Below are 16,389 nucleotides of genomic sequence, written 5' to 3'. Positions count from 1 at the left end.
TTAATTAAATGAAATTGCTTGGTTGGATAAATGCGTTTGTTGGTCTACTTCGGCTGGTGGGCTGATTGCCCACTTCGGATAATATTGGGCGACGACTGCGCCGTCACTACGTAAAGCATGACAACGGTCGAGCTGGGGCGGCTTGCCCTGACCGGCGGCGGCGGCGCTGCGGTCTATCTCGCCGCCGAAGGCCTGCAAGGCGGCGGTCGGCAAGATCTGAGCCAGCTCGGTTAAATGGGTGCAACCCAGAGCGCCGCCGATGCGCTCCTTGAGCGTATAACGGAAGCTCTTGACCAGGCTCAGGCCGACCAGGGTTTTATACGCGGGGTTGATAGTATTGCAATAACCCTGATACGGCACCGCTTCCGAGTGGGCCTCGACCTCGACAATGATGAACTGGCGATCCAGCGTCAGCCGCAGCCACAGGCTGTGCAGCGGCGCGCCCGCGGGCAAGTTACCGGCAGGCAAAGAAAAGTCGAAAGGCTTGGTATCGGTCAGGTGCGCATCCAGTTCCCACAAGCCGTCATCACGCACAAATGCTTCGATGTGAATCGCGCGGGTGTGCTTCAACGCTCGGCGGGAAATAGAAGGTGTCAGAGACATAATGGTGGACTTATTTGCGTGTCGTTACCACAGTTTCTATGGTAACTGCCGCTCCTGCGGTTTGCAAAAAACCCCAAAAGTGTAGCACAGCTTCGCTGGCTTAGCGATGTTGACGGACAGTTGCAAAATAGCCATCGACGGCGTTCGCCGTGGAATCAGCTGGAGAAACAAGAAGGCGCAAGATAGAAAGCAGCTTGAGCATGCTGCCGGTTTTGTCGCATTTCAATCACATATATATAAATGGAGCGCTTCGAATTGCAGCGCTTCGTTCTTAACAATCCTCAGCGTCTTCATCCCCGCCTTTTACCGCTGCCTGTATGGCCCGATGAGAAAACCCGCGCTGCAGCAGGAACCGCATCTGCTTGGCCCGTTCGGCAGCGTCCGCCGGCGGCTGCTTGAATTTCTTGCGCCAGACCTCGCGCGCGCGCGCGACTTCGCCGCTGGCCAGGTCGGCCTTGATGTCTACCAGTGACTCGGCGTCAATCCCGTGGCTTTGCAGTTCGGAGAGGATGCGGCTGTTGCCGTAGCGATGGGCGCGGCGGTGGATCAGGGATTCGGAGAAGCGCGATTGCGACAGCAGCTTGGCGGCTTCCAGCGTGTCGAGCAAGGCTTCGATGTCGTCGCCTTCCTGTGCATAGCGCGCCAGTTTGCGCGCCAGTTCCAGGCGGCTGTGTTCGCGTGCCGACAGATAGCGCAGCGCCCTGCCTTTGAGACTGATTTGCAGTTTGGCCATCTCCGCTTTCCGAATAATGCGTATTAAGTAGCGCTTGTCATGCACTGTATGTGCCGCTCGCTGCAAACAACAACGCCTTTCAAAAACCCGTTGTGCGGAATTTTATGAAAGGCGCTTTCTTGCTTTCTTAGACGGCCCGGCCTGCTTGGTTGCTGAAGCAAGGCCGGCCGGGATATCAGACCGGCTCTTCAGCCTTGGCCGCGGCCGCAGCAGCGGCTTTATTGGCCTTGGCGGCGGCTTTGTCGGCCTTGTCGCCGCCGCCATCCGCCTTGATCTCGCCCAACAGCGGCACGCCCAGCGAGGCGCGTACCTTGTTTTCGATCTCGCGCGCGAGATCCGGACGTTCTTTCAGGTAGGTGCGTGCATTGTCCTTGCCCTGGCCGATGCGTTCGCCGTTATAGCTGTACCAGGCGCCCGACTTTTCAACGATCTTGGCATCGGAACCGAGATCGAGGATTTCACCTTCGCGCGATGTGCCTTCGCCATACAGGATGTCGAAGTGCGCTTCCTTGAATGGCGGCGCGATCTTGTTCTTGACGACCTTGACCTTGGTTTCGTTGCCGATGACTTCATCGCCGGACTTGATCGAGCCGGTACGGCGGATATCCAGGCGCACCGAAGCGTAGAACTTGAGGGCATTGCCGCCGGTGGTGGTTTCCGGATTGCCGAACATGACGCCGATCTTCATGCGGATCTGGTTGATGAAGATCACCAGGGTATTGGTGCGGTTGATGCTGCCGGTCAGTTTGCGCAGGGCTTGCGACATCAGGCGCGCTTGCAGGCCTGGCAGGGAATCGCCCATGTCGCCTTCGATTTCGGCGCGTGGCGTCAAGGCCGCCACCGAGTCGACCACGATCAGGTCGACGCCGCCCGAGCGCACCAGCGCATCGGTGATTTCCAGCGCCTGTTCGCCGGTATCCGGCTGCGAGATCAGCAGTTCGGACAGGTTGATGCCCAGCTTCTGGGCATAGCCGACGTCCAGCGCGTGTTCCGCGTCGATAAAGGCGCAGGTGCCGCCCAGCTTTTGCATTTCGGCGATGGTTTGCAAGGTCAGCGTGGTCTTGCCGGACGATTCCGGACCGTAGATTTCCACGACACGGCCGCGCGGCAGGCCGCCGACGCCGAGCGCGATATCCAGGCCGAGCGAGCCGGTCGAGACCACTTGCACTTCTTCGACCACGGCGCCGTCTTCCATGCGCATGACCGAACCTTTGCCGAACTGCTTTTCGATCTGCGCCAAGGCCGCGGCGAGGGCCTTGCTTTTATCCGGGTTGGCGGCGGATTTTTTATCGTCCATGGTTGCTCTTTCGACAAAAGTGATGAGATAACGGTGATAAATTCGGGACTTCAGGTAAGCACTGTATAAAAAAACAGTGATTTATGCAAGCACTGTTATTTATTTTCAAAAAACCTGTGGCCATATTGTATGTTCGCAAGCCCCTGACTTGCATGCGGATTATCGCAAACTGCCAGACCAAGGCTTTGTTAGGGTCGAACTTATGCCCGGTCCTGGTGAATGCAGGCCACGCAGCGCGGGCGCAAATTATGCTTAATACGCATATCGTCATCCGGAAAAGTAAAAAGGACAACGGCCGGGCGGCAGCGGTGCAATAATTGTGACGCCTATTATTTGTTCATGCAGCAGGTCGGCTGCCGGTTCAAATTTATGCGCCATATTCAAAGCTAGGGGCAAACGGCTTGCCCACTAATAAAAGGGAGAAGGTATGCGTACTACTTATTGGTTGAAACCGTTGGCGGCATCGGTGCTGCTGCTGGGATTGCTGGGCAGCGTCCAGGCGGCATCCGCGCCTGCGGTCGAGGCAAAGAACGGCATGGTGGTGACTTCCCAGCACCTGGCTTCGCAGGTCGGGGTCGACATCCTCAAGATGGGCGGCAATGCGATCGATGCGGCAGTCGCGGTCGGCTATGCGCAGGCGGTGGTGAATCCCTGCTGCGGCAATATCGGCGGCGGCGGCTTCATGACCATCCACCTGGCCGATGGCCGCGATACCTTCATCAATTTCCGTGAAACCGCGCCGGCTGCGGCCAGCGCCAATATGTACCTGGATGCCAACGGCAAGGCGATCACCAACGCCAGCCTGTTCGGCTACCTGGCGGCCGGCGTACCGGGCACCGTGCTGGGACTCGACAGCGCGCAACGCAAATACGGCAAGCTGACCCGAGCACAAGTCATGCAGCCGGCAATCAAGCTGGCGCGCGACGGCTACATCCTGAACCGCGGCGACACCGACATCCTCGACACCACCATCGCCCAGTTCAAGAAAGACCCGGAAGCGGCGCGCCTGTTCCTGCGCCGCGACGGCACACCATTGCAGCCGGGCGACCGCCTGGTGCAGAAAGACCTGGCCAAGACCCTGGAAGCGATCTCGCGCAACGGCCCTGACGCTTTCTATAAAGGCGCGATTCCTGCCGCGGTGGAACGCGCCTCCAAGGCGGGCGGCGGCATCATTACCGCAGCCGACTTCGCCAGCTACAAGATCAGCGAAAGCGCGCCATTGTCGTGCAACTACCGCGGTTATGTATTCGTCTCCGCCCCGCCGCCAAGCTCCGGCGGCGCCACCATGTGCCAGATCCTCAATATCCTTGAGGGCTACGACATGAAGGGCCTCGGCTTCCACTCGGCAGCCTCGGTGCACTACATGACCGAAGCGACGCGCCATTCCTATATGGACCGCAACACTTTCCTGGGCGACCCGGCCTTCGTCAAGAATCCGCTGGACCGCTTGCTGAGCAAGGAATACGCCGCCGCTATCCGCGAAAAGATCAGCGCCGACAAGGCCACGCCGTCGGTAGAAGTGCAGCCGGGCATGGCGCCGCACGAGAAGCCTGAAACCACCCATTACTCGATCGTCGACAAGGATGGCAACGCGGTATCCACCACCTACACCATCAACGGCCGCTTCGGCGCCGTGGTGATTGCGCCGGGCACCGGCTTCTTCCTCAACGATGAGATGGATGATTTCACCGTCAAGGCCGGCGTGCAGAACCTGTTCGGCCTGGTGCAGGGTGCGACCAATTCGATCGCACCGGGCAAGCGTCCGCTGTCGTCGATGGCGCCGACGCTGGTGACCAAGGATGGCAAGACTTATATGGTGCTGGGTTCGCCGGGCGGTTCGCGGATCATCACCATCACGCTGGAAACAGCCTTGAACGTGATCGACTACGGCATGGCGCCGCAGGAAGCGGTCGATGCGCCGCGCATCCATCACCAATGGCTACCGGACGAGGTGTACTACGAAACCCGCGGCCTGTCGCCGGATACCCTGAAAATCCTCGACGGCATGGGCTACAAGATGAAAGAGCAAACCCCTTGGGGCGCGGCTGAGCTGATCATGATCGGCTTGCCGGGCGCGGCAGGCGTTGCCGGCGCCAGCTCGGGCAACGATGCAGGCGTCTCGGGCATCGTCCGTCCGGGCCTGTATTACGGCGCCAACGATACACGCCGTCCTGCCGGTGCTGCCATCGGTTATTAAATAAATAAGCCGTTTCCGATTTGTTGCGCAAAAGATGGGCATTCGTGTCCATCTTTTTTTTCGCTCGTAAAAATCAAAAATGCCGTTTCCATGAGTAAAACGCATGGCTCCAATAGTATTTATCGTTTTATCCGCGGCGCAATCAAATTTACACTGCGCCTATCCTTCTCCGATAAAGAGCGCGCATGTCCACCACCAACCTGCAATTCATGCTGGCCTCCCTGCTGGGCGCCGAGCATGCCGACCAATTATCCGATCTGCTGCAAATCCCGGCCAGCACCCTGCGTCCGCGTTCCGACACCGTATCGCGCATCGAAATCGCCCAGGCGCTGAACATGCTGCTGTTCGAGAAATTGCTGAAAGCCGTCCCGCAAGGGAACGACTACGTGCAGGATTCTGTACGCGCCGGCAACAAGATCCGCTTCGATCACGGCGCCCTGCGCACCGTGCTGGGCATCAGCACCGGCACCCTGCCGGCCGGCGAGGCAGCGTTCACGCGCATCCTGCGGCCGCTGGGCTACCGCGTGAACGGCATCTATCCGCTGCAACGGATCAGCATGACCGGCCGCGCCTATGCGCATGAGGACGATGCCGAAGAAATTGCCCAGTTCTTCCTGAGCGAACTGCATCCGCACAATTTCTCGGCCGAATTCCAGCACACCGTCAACCGGGTCCTGGCGACCTCGCAGGATCCGATCGACCCGCACTCGGCGCAGTTGCTGCAGCAGCTCGGCAAGGATAAGGTCCTGCCGATAGCCGACGCGCTGACGCTGTTGCCGGTGCTGGTCGCCTGCTTCGACCGCCAGCACGACCTGCCCAGCATCGCCGACTACCAGACCCTGCTGGCGGAATCGGCCGAGATGGCCTGGATTTCGACCGAGGGCAACGCCTTCAACCACGCCACCGACCGCGTGCCGAACGTGGAACAGGTAGCCGATGCGCAACGCGCGCTGGGCCGCGCCATCAAGGAAAAGATCGAAGTCTCGCGCAACGGACGGGTGCGCCAGACCGCCTTCCGCGCCAGTACCGTGACCCGCGCCATGCGCGATGAAAACGGCGTGCAGGTCGAGATGAAAGTACCGGGCTCGTTCTACGAATTCATTTCGCGCGACCGCTACCTGGACGCCGACAGCCAGGCCGAGAAGCTCGACCTGACCTTCGACAGCGGCAATGCCCAGGGTATTTTCAAGATGACCGCTTCCGCAGCGGCGAATCAATGATGAAGCAAAAATGACAAACGCCAGCCAGACCCTGCAAAAAATCATCGCGCTGCTCGGCCCGCAAGGCTGCCTGAGCACGCCGGAGCAGCGCCAGCCTTATGAACGCGGCGCCCGCTACGGCAGCGGCAAGAGCCTGTGCATTGCGCGTCCGGCAACCGTTGAAGAAGCAGCAGAACTGCTGCGGCTGTGCGCCAAAGACCAGATCCGCATCGTCGCCCAGGGCGCCAACACCGGGCTGGTGGGCGCATCGTCGCCCGGCCAGTCGGGCCACGACGTGGTGCTCAGCATGGAGCGCATCAAGGGCGTCATCGATATCGATCCGGTCGACCGCGTGGTGCAAGCCTATGCCGGCACGCGCCTGTCGGAGCTGAACCAGGCTCTGGAAAAGCACGACCTGTATTTCCCCATCGACCTCGGCGCCGATCCTTCGCTGGGCGGCATGCTGGCGGCCAATACCGGCGGCGCCCGCCTGATCCGCTACGGCGACGTGCGCCACAACGTCCTGGGCCTGGAGGCGCTGCTGATCGATCCGCCCGGCGAGCGCCTGGATCTGTGCAACCGGCTCCGCAAAAACAATACCGGCCCCGACTGGAAGCAATGCTTCATCGGCACCGGCGGCGCCTACGGCCTCATCACCCAGGTGGTGCTGCAGGTACATCCGCGGCCGCAGCAAAGCGCCACCGCGCTGGTCGTGCCGGCCTCGATGGCAGCGGCGGCGCTGCTGCTGCGCGACGCCGAACGCAACTTCGCCGATTTCCTCAGCGCCTTTGAAGGCATCTCGCAAAACGCCCTGCAATCCGTGCTGCAGCATGTGCCGGGCATCACGGCGCCGTTTGACCCGCTGCCGCCCTACGCCTTTTTGATCGAACTCAGCTCGGCGCGCCCGCGCAGCGCCGATTTCGACCTGGAAAAACTGTTCGGCGCCTGGCTGGAAAGCTGCTTCGGCGATCTCATCCTGGACGCCGTGATCGACAAACCCGAAGTGCTGTGGCGCATCCGCCATGCCGTCAGCGACAGCGTGCGCCAGGAAGGCAAAGTGGTGGCTTTCGACATTTCCGTGCCGCGTTCCAGGCTCGGCCAGTTCCGCCAGGATGCGGTAGCGCTGCTGGAACACAGCTACGCCGGCATCAAGGTCTTCGATTTCGGCCATTGGGGCGACGGCGGCCTGCACTTCAACCTGGCGATACCCGAGCAGCTGATCGCCGATTTCCCGCCCCTGCGCATCAACGCCCTGCGCCAGGAAATCTACGATCTCGCGGTGCGTGAATATAAAGGCAGCTTCAGCGCCGAACATGGGGTCGGGCCGTTCAACCAGCAATTCTACGAGCGTTATACGACGCCCGAACAACTGGCCTTGGCGGCGCGAATGCAAAGCGTCTTCGATCCCGAGCGGCTGCTGGGCGTCACCAGCTTTGCTTCTGCGCGGTAATGCCGCCGTCGATGCCGGTTAGCGCATATGCAAGCTAAAGGTAAAGCTGAAAAGCTGCGCGTTTGGTATAGTGCCTGCTCGATAGCAAGCACGGCAGCACATACCTACTCGGCACCACGAAAAATGCGCAGATTCATCCCCTCGACCTCCTGTCTGATCGCTTTCGACACGGCCGCACGCCACCTGTCCTTCACCAAGGCCGCCAACGAACTGCACATGACCCAGGGCGCAGTGAGCCGGCAGGCGGCGATCCTGGAGGATTATCTCGGGGTAAAACTATTCGAGCGCATCAACCGCCGCCTGATCCTGACCGCCGCCGGCGCCGAATACGCCGGCCAGGTGGCCGTCATCCTGAAAGAAATCGAGATGGCGACCTTCCAGGTCATGGCGCACAAGAACTCGGGCGGCGTGCTCAATCTGGCAACATTGCCGACTTTCGGCATCAAGTGGCTGATTCCGCGCCTGGCCAAATTCACCGCCGCGCATCCGGACGTGATCCTGAACCTGAGCACCGAGGTGCTGCCTTTCGATTTCAACAAACGCTCCGTCGACGCCGCCATCCACTTCGGCGAGCCGAACTGGCCCGGTGCGGTGATGGTGCGGCTGATGGGCGAGGAAGTGGTGCCGGTGTGCAGCCTGGCGCTGAGCAAGCAGATCAAACGCATCGAAGACCTCGGCAGCATGACCTTGTTGCAACATACCACCCGCCCGCAAGCCTGGCAGGACTGGTTCAACCATGTCGGCGTGGCCTGTCCCGACGCCCTTTCCGGTCCGCGTTTTGAGCAGCTGGCGATGGTGATCCAGGCAGCCGCCGCCGGCCTCGGCGTGGCGCTGATGCCGAAATTTCTGGTGGAAACCGAAATCGCCCTCGGCCAGCTGCACGTGCCCTTCCCCTTTGCCGTGAAAAGCCCGCAAGCCTATTACCTGACTTATCCTGAGAAAAACGCCAGCAAGGCGGCCGTGATCAAGTTCCAGGAATGGATCCTGGGCGAGCTGGCGGATGCCTGAGCCAGGCATTCAGCCCTGTGCATGATCAAAGGTAATGATGTCCTGATATTTTTTGATTTTAAGATTCCCCGATTTATTCCTTATACTCAGCTATATCACTGATATGAAACTCGCCCATTCTTGCGGCAAGCTGATAGAACTCAGAACAAGGACATCATGACGCAAATCTCATCCATCTTCGCTGAACTCGGTTTCGACTTTTCCGCCCACGCCGGCAACGACCTGCATTCGCGCTCGCCGCGCGACGGCGCTGCGATTGGCGCGCTGCGCGCCCATACCGTGGCGGAAACCGAAGCGGCCATCAAGAACGCCCATCAAGCTTATGAAAAATGGCGCGTGGTGCCGGCGCCGGTGCGCGGCGAACTGGTGCGCATCCTGGGCGAAGTGCTGCGCGAAAACCGCGAGCCGCTGGGCAAGCTGGTGACGCTGGAATCGGGCAAGATCCTGTCCGAAGGCATAGGCGAAGTGCAGGAAATGATCGATATCTGCGATTTCGCGGTCGGCCTGTCGCGCCAGCTGTACGGCCTGACCATCGCTTCCGAGCGTCCTGGCCACCGCATGATGGAAACCTGGCATCCGCTGGGCGTCTGCGGCGTCATCACCGCGTTCAATTTCCCGGTCGCGGTGTGGGCCTGGAATGCCGCGCTGGCGCTGGTGTGCGGCAATGCCGTGATCTGGAAACCATCGGAAAAAACCCCGATGGTCGCACTCGCCGTACATGCCTTGTACGAAAAAGCCGTGGCGCGTTTCTCGCAACAGCGGCCAGACCTGCTGCCGGCCAATCTGTGCCAGGTGGTATTGGGCCGTGCCGAAATCGGCGCCGCCCTGTCAGCCTCGCCGCTGGTGCCGCTGGTCAGCGCCACCGGCAGCGTGCGCATGGGCCGCAAGGTCGCCGCCACCGTGGCCGAACGCCTTGGCCGCAGCCTGCTGGAACTGGGCGGCAACAACGGCATGATCGTCACGCCGACAGCCGACCTCAGCCTGGCTTTGCGCGCCATCACCTTCTCCGCCGTCGGCACCGCCGGCCAGCGCTGCACCAGCCTGCGCCGCCTGTTCGTCCACAGCAGCATTTATGAAGATGTAGTCAGCCGCATCGAACGCATCTACGCCAGCGTCAAGGTCGGCGATCCGCTGGCTGCGGATACCCTGGTCGGCCCGCTGGTCGACCAGCAATCGTTCGAAGGCATGCAAGCCGCGCTGGCGCAGGCCAAGGCCGAAGGCGGCGTGGTGACCGGCGGCGAACGCGTGCAGGTCGGCGACAACGGCAACGCATTCTATGTGCGGCCGGCGCTGGTGCGCATGCCGCAGCAAAGCGCCATCGTGCATCACGAAACCTTTGCGCCTATCCTGTACGTGCTGTCCTACGATCATTTCGAGGATGCCGTGCACCTCAACAACGCCGTGCCGCAAGGTTTGTCGTCCGCCATCTTCACCAATGACGTGCGCGAAGCGGAAGCGTTCATGTCGGCCAGCGGCAGCGATTGCGGCCTGGCCAACGTCAACATCGGCACCAGCGGCGCAGAAATCGGCGGCGCTTTCGGCGGCGAAAAAGAGACCGGCGGCGGCCGCGAATCGGGTTCCGATTCCTGGAAGACCTATATGCGCCGGGCGACCAATACCATCAATTACAGCCGCACCTTGCCATTGGCGCAGGGCGTCAAGTTTGATATCGACTAAGCCGCAGCGAGATGGCGCGGCGTCAAGCTGCGTCGCCTGACATGCAAATGGCAGGGTGAGGTTTTTTGTCTCATCCTGCCTTTTTCTTTATATCTTCAGCAAAGTCGGTGCGCGCTGCTGCAGGATATCTTCCATCCGCACCTGGATCGCCTGCTTCATTTCCGGATGCGTCAGGATATAAAAGCGTTCCGCATCAATCGCAGCGAACACATCGTCGGCTACCTGGCTGACGGGAATGCCGTGCTCCACCGCATGCAGCACGGCCATGCCGACCTTGGCGGCCACGGGATCGATGGCGGCCGGCGCAGTTTTTTCGCCATCGCGATTGCGTTCCGAATGGCCGATGCCGGTCTTGACCCAGCCGGGGCACAGCACCGAAACCTTGATGCGCGACTGCCGCAGCGTCAGGTCATGATGCAGCCCTTCTGACAGCGTCACCACCGCATGCTTGCTGGCATTGTAGCTGGCCAGGCTGGGCTGCGAAGTAAGGCCGGCCATCGATGCCGTATTGACGATATGCCCTTCCTCCCCATGCTTGAGCATGGTCGGCACAAACGCGCGCAAGGCATGCGTGACGCCATAGAAATTGACCCCCATGACCCAGTCCCAATCCTTCTGGCTGGTTTCCCAGGCTGGCTTGGCGACCGCGACGCCTGCGTTGTTCACCAGCAGATGCACCTTGCCGAATTTGGCGAAGGCTTGCTCCGCCAGTGCATTGACCTGCTCTTCCCTGGCAACATCGGTCGGCACGCCGATAACTTCACATCCTTGCGCCTTGAACTCCGCCACCGTGGCTTCCAGCCTGGCGGCGTTGATGTCCGCCAGCACCAGTTTCATGCCTTCGGCTGCAGCGCGCACTGCGATGCCCTTGCCTATGCCTTCGGCGCCGCCGGTGATGACCGCGACCTTGCCTTGTAAGTTCTTCATGCGTATTTTCCTGTCAGTGCTTAATTCAACAAATAACCGCCATCGACATTCATGCAAACCCCGGTGGTGTAGCTTGCCGCAGGCGACACCAGGTACAGCACCGCGCCCGCCATCTCGTCCGGCTGGGCGACGCGGTTCATCGGGATGTGCTGCAGCGCCTGTTTCAGGATCGCCGGATTATCGATCAGGGCCGCCGCAAATTTGGTTTCGGTAAAGCCAGGCAGCAAGGCATTGACGCGCACGCCGCTGGCCGCGCATTCCTTGGCGAAGGCCTTGGTCATCGAAATCACCGCCGCCTTGGTGATCGAATAGATGCCCTGGAACACACCGGGCGTGACGCCGTTGACCGAGGCGACATTGACGATGGCGCCGCCGCCACCCTGCGCCATCAGCTTGACGCCATGCGAGGACATGAAAAAATAGCCGCGGATATTCACATCAACCGTTTTCTGGAAGGCCGCCAGGTCGGTGTCGACGATAGGCCCGAAATGCGGATTCGCGGCGGCGTTGTTGACCAGGATATCGAGCCGCCCGTGCCGGCTGGCGATGTTCTGGAACAGCGTTTCGATCTGCGCCATTTCGCCGATGTGGCAAGCCATGGTTTCAGCCGTGCCGCCGGCTGCCTGGATCTCGGCCACCACCTTGTCGCAGGCTTCCGCCTTGCGGCTGGAAACGATGACGTGCGCGCCATGCTGCGCCAGCGTACGCGCGATCGACGCGCCTATGCCGCGGCTGGCGCCCGTCACCAGGGCGATTTTTCCTTTCAGGTCAAACATGGTTGTGCTGGTCATGCCGTGCTCCTTTTAACTTGTCGCTGGTTGTCTATCGCTGGTTTTTATCTATAACTCACTAAGCCGGGATCGCGTGCGCCTTCAAGGTGCGCATAACTATTCATGTAGCTCAAGCTGACCCGCCCCGGGCTGTGCAACAGCTTGGTGACGCCGGTGTTGACCAGCGCCCAGTTCAGCTCGAAAATCTGGCGGTCCGGGATCGCCAGCAGCTGCTGGCAGATCACGCTGACCGGACCGCCCGAAGTAAATACCCAGACCGACTGCCCCTTGCCGGCTTGCTCCAGCAATCCAGCCAAGGCCGCCTGGCAGCGCGCCTTGAACAGCGGCCACGGCTCGCTATAGTCGCCGTCATGCTGACCGTCGACCCAGCGCGCCACTGCCCTGGCAAACACTTTCTGAAAGGCGCGCGCGGGATGCTCCTGCTGCGCCAGATAGGCTGCCAGCACGGCGGGGTCGGCAAACTCTGGCATCAGCCGCAGCAGTACTTGCCGGTGATCGAATTCGTCGAAGCCGGGATCCTGCAAAACCTGCGGCGCCCGCTCCGCTGCCTGCGGCCATGCGGCCAGGCAGGCATCGCGGCTCTGCCGATGGCGGCGATGGCTGCCGGTCACCAGCAAGGAAATATCCTGGCCGGTCTGCGCCAGCCATTGCCCCAGCAAGGTCGCCTGCCGCGCGCCCAGCTCGGAGAGCTGGTCGTAATCGGCGGCGCCGAAGCTGGCCTGGCCATGCCGCACCAGATAGATCGCGCCCATCTCAGGTTTGCTCCTGCGCTGCCGCCGTCAGCATGGTGTGGTTCATATGCTCGATTGCGCGATCAGATTCCTGCAGCGCTGGTCAAGGTAGTTGACCACGTGGCCGAACATGGCGAACTGCGGATTGGTGGTTTGTCCATGATGGAAGCGGTAGTAGATTTGCTGGATGATCACGGCCAGCCGGAACAAGCCGTAGATTTCATAGAAATCGAAATGATCGGTGCGGTAGCCGGTCTGCTCGCCGTAATAGGCGATCACTTCCTTGCGCGTCAGCATGCCCGGCAAGTGCGTCGGCTGGCGCCGCGTCTGCTGGAACTGCGGCTCGTCGTCGGCCTGCACCCAGTAGGCCAGGGTATTGCCGAGATCCATCAGCGGATCGCCCAGGGTCGCCATTTCCCAGTCCAGCACGCCGATCACCTGCAAGGGATCGTCGGCATCGAGCACCACATTATCGAAGCGGAAATCGTTGTGGATCAGGCAGGTGGCGACATCGGCTGCAGGCAGCTTGGCGGCCAGCCAGCGCATCACCTCTTCGCAATCGACCACGTCGCCGGTGCGCGCCTTGCGGAAGCGCTCGCTCCAGCCGGCAATCTGCCGCTGCACATAGCCTTCGCCCTTGCCCAAATGGGCCAGGCCGGCCGCCTGGTAATCGACCTTGTGCAGGGCGATCATCTTGTCGATCACGTTCAGGCACAGCCGGCGCGTGTCGCTCTCGCTCAGCGCCAGGCCGGGCGGCAGCTTGTTGCGCAGGATGATGCCGCGCAGCCGCTCCATCACATAGAAATCGCTATCCATCACGTCGCGGTCCTGGCAGGTCGCGAACACGCTCGGCACGTAAGGATAGACCGGCTTCAATTCAGCCATGATATTGGCTTCGCGCAGCATGTCGTGGGCCGACTTGGCCTTGGCGCCGAACGGCGGCCGGCGCAGGATCAGTTCGCGGTCGGCATAGCTCAGCAGGTAGGTCAGGTTGGAGGCGCCGCCGGGGAACTGGCTCACCGCCGGCAAGCCTTGCAGGCTGCTGTCTACTCCCTGCAGAAAGGCGGCGATCCTGGCGACATCCAGTTCTTCGCCGCTGCGCACCGCGCCGGCTTGGTCGATCAGGCTCATGCCGCGGCTCCCTGCGCCGCGGCGCGGGCGCCTTGCGCTCTCAGTTCCAGCTTGGCGACCAAGGCGCGATGCACTTCGTCCGGACCATCCGCCAAACGCAATATGCGGGCATAGACATACAGGCCGGTCAGCGACAGATCGTCGCAGACGCCGGCGCCGCCGTGCATCTGGATCGCCTGGTCGATCACCAGCTGCGCCAGGTTCGGCACCACCACCTTGATCTGGGAAATCTCGCTCATGGCCGCCTTAGCGCCGACGGTATCCATCATCCATGCGGCTTTCAAGGTCAGCAAACGCGCCTGTTCGATACGCATGCGGGCATTGGCGATGATGTCGGCATTGCCGCCGAGATCGGCCAGCGGCTTGCCGAAAGCCGTGCGCGCCAAAGCGCGCTGGCACATCATTTCCATGGCCACCTCAGCCGCGCCGAGAGCCCGCATGCAGTGATGGATGCGGCCAGGTCCCAGGCGGCCCTGGGCGATTTCAAAACCGCGTCCCGGCCCGGCGATGATATTCGACAGCGGCACCTTTACATTGGTGAAACTGACTTCACCGTGGCCGTAGGGTTCGTCGAGCGCGCCGAACACCGGCAGCATGCGTTCGACCTTGACGCCGGGCGTATCCAGCGGCACGATCACCATCGAATGGCGGGCGTGCTTGGGACCGTCGGGATAGGTCAGGCCCATGAAAATCGCGAATTTGCAGTCGGGATGGCCGATGCCAGTGCTCCACCATTTGCGGCCGTTGAGCAGCACTTCGTCGCCTTCGACAATGGCGGTGGCGCGCATATTGGTGGCGTCGCTGGAAGCGACTTCGGGTTCGGTCATGCAGAACGCCGAGCGGATTTCACCGGCCAGCAGCGGCTTGAGCCATTGTTCCTGCTGCGCCGGCGAGCCGTACTTGACCAGCACTTCCATATTGCCGGTATCCGGCGCGTTGCAGTTGAAGATTTCCGGCGCGATCTGCGAGCGCCCCATGATTTCCGCCAATGGCGCGTAATCGGTATTGCTGAGGCCGGCGCCGAATTCGGCATCCGGCAGGAACAGATTCCACAAGCCGGCTGCTTTCGCCTTGGCTTTCAGCGCCCGCATCACCGGCGGCACGTTCCATGGCCGCTCGCCGCGCTTGAGCTGGCTGAAATATTCCGCTTCGGCCGGGAGCACATGCTCGCTCATGAAAGTATTGAGCCGCTTGATGTACTGGCGGGCCTGGGGCGAATAAGCAAAATCCATGATCTTCCTCGACTGTTGGGCGATGCATGCAGTGTGCCGCAAGGACTATAATTCATCAAATGAATGATTTACATAGATAATAATTAATATCATGCATATTAGCCGCATCGACCTCAACCTGTTCGTGGTGCTCGACACCATCTACGCGGAGGGCAATATCACCCGCGCAGCCAAGGCCTTGAGCCTGACCCAGCCAGCGGTCAGCCACGCCCTGGCGCGCCTGCGCGAACTGCTGGGCGATCCCTTGTTCATCCGGCAAGGCAGCAATATGCTGCCGACGCCGATGACGCGCTCCCTGATCGGTCCCGTGCGGCAAGCCTTGCAGACGCTGGAAGTCAGCGTCAAGCACGGCAACCAGTTCGATCCGGCCAGCAGCCGCCGCAGTTTCAACCTCGGCCTGACAGGCGTGCTGGAAGCGCGGCTGCTGCCGCCGCTGATCCAGCTGCTGCAGGCACAGGCGCCGACAGTGGCGATCAATTCCGTACGGGTGGAGCGGCGCCAGCTGGCATCGGAACTGGCGGCCGGCACGCTCGACATCGCGGTTGACGTCTTGCTGCAGCGGCCGGCGGAGATCCACAGTACGCCTTTATCGCGCGATGCGCTGGTGGTGATCGCGCGCCAGGATCATCCGGCGCTGAAGAAAGGCCTGGACCTGGAAACCTATCTGGCGCAAAGCCACATTTTAGTATCTTCGCGGCGCACCGGCCCCGGCATCGAAGATGTCGAACTGGCGCGCATGGGACGCCAGCGCCAGATCGGCTTGCGCTGCCAGCACTATCACGCGGCCTGCCATGTAGTCAGCGCCTCGGACCTGCTGACCACCATGCCCGAGCACTATGCACAGATCGCCAACCTCAACCTGCCGAACCGGATCTACCCGCTGCCGCTGCCGACGCCGACCCTGGATGTATATCTGTATTGGCATGAGAATGCGGAACTTGATCCGGCCAACCGCTGGCTGCGCGGCGTGCTGGGGCAGCTGTTTCCTGAGCCGAATCGCCTGGCGGCAGCTAAATCTCCACGCAAGAAAAAATAGCTGTGGATGCGCTGCGGATGCGGCCGCTTATTTTTTCGCCGGATGGGCCGCCTGCCACTTCCTGACGCAGAACTCGATGTATTCGCCCACGCGATTCTGCTCTTCCTCCGGTATTGCCAGGAACGATTCCAGGCTGATGCTGAAAGGCCACTGGCCGGACATCTTGGTCACTATCTTCGGACTGCCGGTCCCGGTGGCCAGCCAGAATATGTCGACGCCAAGGAATTTCGCGGCGAGCGCTGAATTCTCCGCTGTCAGCGCCTTGGTTTTGCCGGCAATCACCTGTCCGACCGCCTGCACGCTCACGCCGATGGCGTCCGCGAGTTCTTGCCTGTCTTTTCGAGCTATCTGCAAAGCCTCTGCGAGTCGCGCGCCAT

General features: G+C 61.3%; 16 protein-coding genes. 7 read left to right on the top strand and 9 right to left on the bottom strand.

Features of this window, described 5'->3' with window-relative positions; all coding sequences use genetic code 11:
- The 3 genes from KHU30_RS23315 to recA all read right to left on the bottom strand — a co-directional run bounded on the left by KHU30_RS23315 (position 1) and on the right by recA (position 2,633).
- Complete coding sequence (locus KHU30_RS23315) at positions 1-603, bottom strand: DUF2889 domain-containing protein (protein ID WP_211444991.1); 603 nt, start codon at positions 601-603, stop codon at positions 1-3.
- Positions 604-874: 271 nt separating this feature from the next.
- A complete protein-coding gene (gene recX, locus KHU30_RS23310) occupies positions 875-1,336 on the bottom strand; it encodes a recombination regulator RecX (protein WP_211444990.1) in 462 nt (153 codons plus the stop codon).
- A 175-nt stretch (positions 1,337-1,511) separates the two neighbouring features.
- Positions 1,512-2,633, bottom strand: coding sequence for a recombinase RecA (recA, locus tag KHU30_RS23305; RefSeq protein WP_211444989.1), 1,122 nt, complete (start codon positions 2,631-2,633; stop codon positions 1,512-1,514).
- A gap of 83 nt (positions 2,634-2,716) precedes the next feature.
- Between recA and KHU30_RS23300 the strand changes: the two genes are divergently transcribed.
- From KHU30_RS23300 to amaB, 6 genes are all read left to right on the top strand, one after another.
- Positions 2,717-2,950 (top strand): hypothetical protein, encoded by a 234-nt coding sequence (locus tag KHU30_RS23300; protein ID WP_211444988.1) that lies wholly within the window; start codon positions 2,717-2,719, stop codon positions 2,948-2,950.
- A 218-nt stretch (positions 2,951-3,168) separates the two neighbouring features.
- Complete coding sequence (gene ggt, locus KHU30_RS23295) at positions 3,169-4,830, top strand: gamma-glutamyltransferase (protein ID WP_230427553.1); 1,662 nt, start codon at positions 3,169-3,171, stop codon at positions 4,828-4,830.
- Between the two features lie 185 nt (positions 4,831-5,015).
- On the top strand, positions 5,016-6,050 hold the full coding sequence (locus KHU30_RS23290) for a DUF1338 domain-containing protein (RefSeq protein WP_211444987.1): 1,035 nt from the start codon (positions 5,016-5,018) through the stop codon (positions 6,048-6,050).
- Between the two features lie 10 nt (positions 6,051-6,060).
- Positions 6,061-7,479 (top strand): FAD-binding oxidoreductase, encoded by a 1,419-nt coding sequence (locus tag KHU30_RS23285; RefSeq protein ID WP_211444986.1) that lies wholly within the window; start codon positions 6,061-6,063, stop codon positions 7,477-7,479.
- 123 nt (positions 7,480-7,602) lie between these two features.
- Positions 7,603-8,487, top strand: a complete 885-nt coding sequence (gene gcvA / locus KHU30_RS23280; RefSeq protein ID WP_211444985.1) for a transcriptional regulator GcvA — start codon at positions 7,603-7,605, stop codon at positions 8,485-8,487.
- 156 nt (positions 8,488-8,643) lie between these two features.
- Positions 8,644-10,164 carry an L-piperidine-6-carboxylate dehydrogenase gene (amaB, locus tag KHU30_RS23275; protein WP_211444984.1) on the top strand — a complete coding sequence of 507 codons (1,521 nt, stop codon included), beginning with the start codon at positions 8,644-8,646 and terminating at the stop codon, positions 10,162-10,164.
- Between the two features lie 87 nt (positions 10,165-10,251).
- Here amaB and KHU30_RS23270 read toward each other — a convergent pair whose 3' ends face one another.
- From KHU30_RS23270 to KHU30_RS23250, 5 genes are read right to left on the bottom strand one after another with little or no spacing between them, the layout of a single operon-like run.
- Positions 10,252-11,091 carry an SDR family NAD(P)-dependent oxidoreductase gene (locus KHU30_RS23270; RefSeq protein WP_211444983.1) on the bottom strand — a complete coding sequence of 280 codons (840 nt, stop codon included), beginning with the start codon at positions 11,089-11,091 and terminating at the stop codon, positions 10,252-10,254.
- Between the two features lie 20 nt (positions 11,092-11,111).
- Positions 11,112-11,882 (bottom strand): SDR family oxidoreductase, encoded by a 771-nt coding sequence (locus KHU30_RS23265; protein ID WP_211444982.1) that lies wholly within the window; start codon positions 11,880-11,882, stop codon positions 11,112-11,114.
- A gap of 44 nt (positions 11,883-11,926) precedes the next feature.
- A complete protein-coding gene (locus tag KHU30_RS23260; protein WP_211444981.1) occupies positions 11,927-12,634 on the bottom strand; it encodes a histidine phosphatase family protein in 708 nt (235 codons plus the stop codon).
- Positions 12,635-12,676: 42 nt separating this feature from the next.
- Positions 12,677-13,744, bottom strand: a complete 1,068-nt coding sequence (locus KHU30_RS23255) for a phosphotransferase family protein (protein ID WP_211444980.1) — start codon at positions 13,742-13,744, stop codon at positions 12,677-12,679.
- Positions 13,741-14,976: an acyl-CoA dehydrogenase family protein gene (locus KHU30_RS23250; RefSeq protein ID WP_211444979.1), complete on the bottom strand. Its 1,236-nt coding sequence runs from the start codon at positions 14,974-14,976 to the stop codon at positions 13,741-13,743. Before KHU30_RS23250 ends, KHU30_RS23255 begins: the two co-directional genes overlap by 4 nt.
- A 91-nt stretch (positions 14,977-15,067) precedes the next feature.
- On the opposite strand from KHU30_RS23250, the gene KHU30_RS23245 reads away from it, so the two are divergent.
- Positions 15,068-16,012 (top strand): LysR family transcriptional regulator, encoded by a 945-nt coding sequence (locus KHU30_RS23245; protein ID WP_211444978.1) that lies wholly within the window; start codon positions 15,068-15,070, stop codon positions 16,010-16,012.
- Between the two features lie 27 nt (positions 16,013-16,039).
- Here the strand turns inward: KHU30_RS23245 and KHU30_RS23240 are convergent, their stop codons facing one another.
- Positions 16,040-16,366 carry a helix-turn-helix domain-containing protein gene (locus KHU30_RS23240; protein WP_211444977.1) on the bottom strand — a complete coding sequence of 109 codons (327 nt, stop codon included), beginning with the start codon at positions 16,364-16,366 and terminating at the stop codon, positions 16,040-16,042.
- Between the last annotated feature and the right edge of the window lie 23 nt (positions 16,367-16,389).

Source organism: Collimonas humicola (assembly GCF_018304945.1).
Lineage (GTDB): Bacteria > Pseudomonadota > Gammaproteobacteria > Burkholderiales > Burkholderiaceae_D > Collimonas > Collimonas humicola.
The sequence above is the reverse complement of the archived record's forward strand: the minus strand, read 5'-3'. Positions and strand labels throughout refer to the sequence as shown.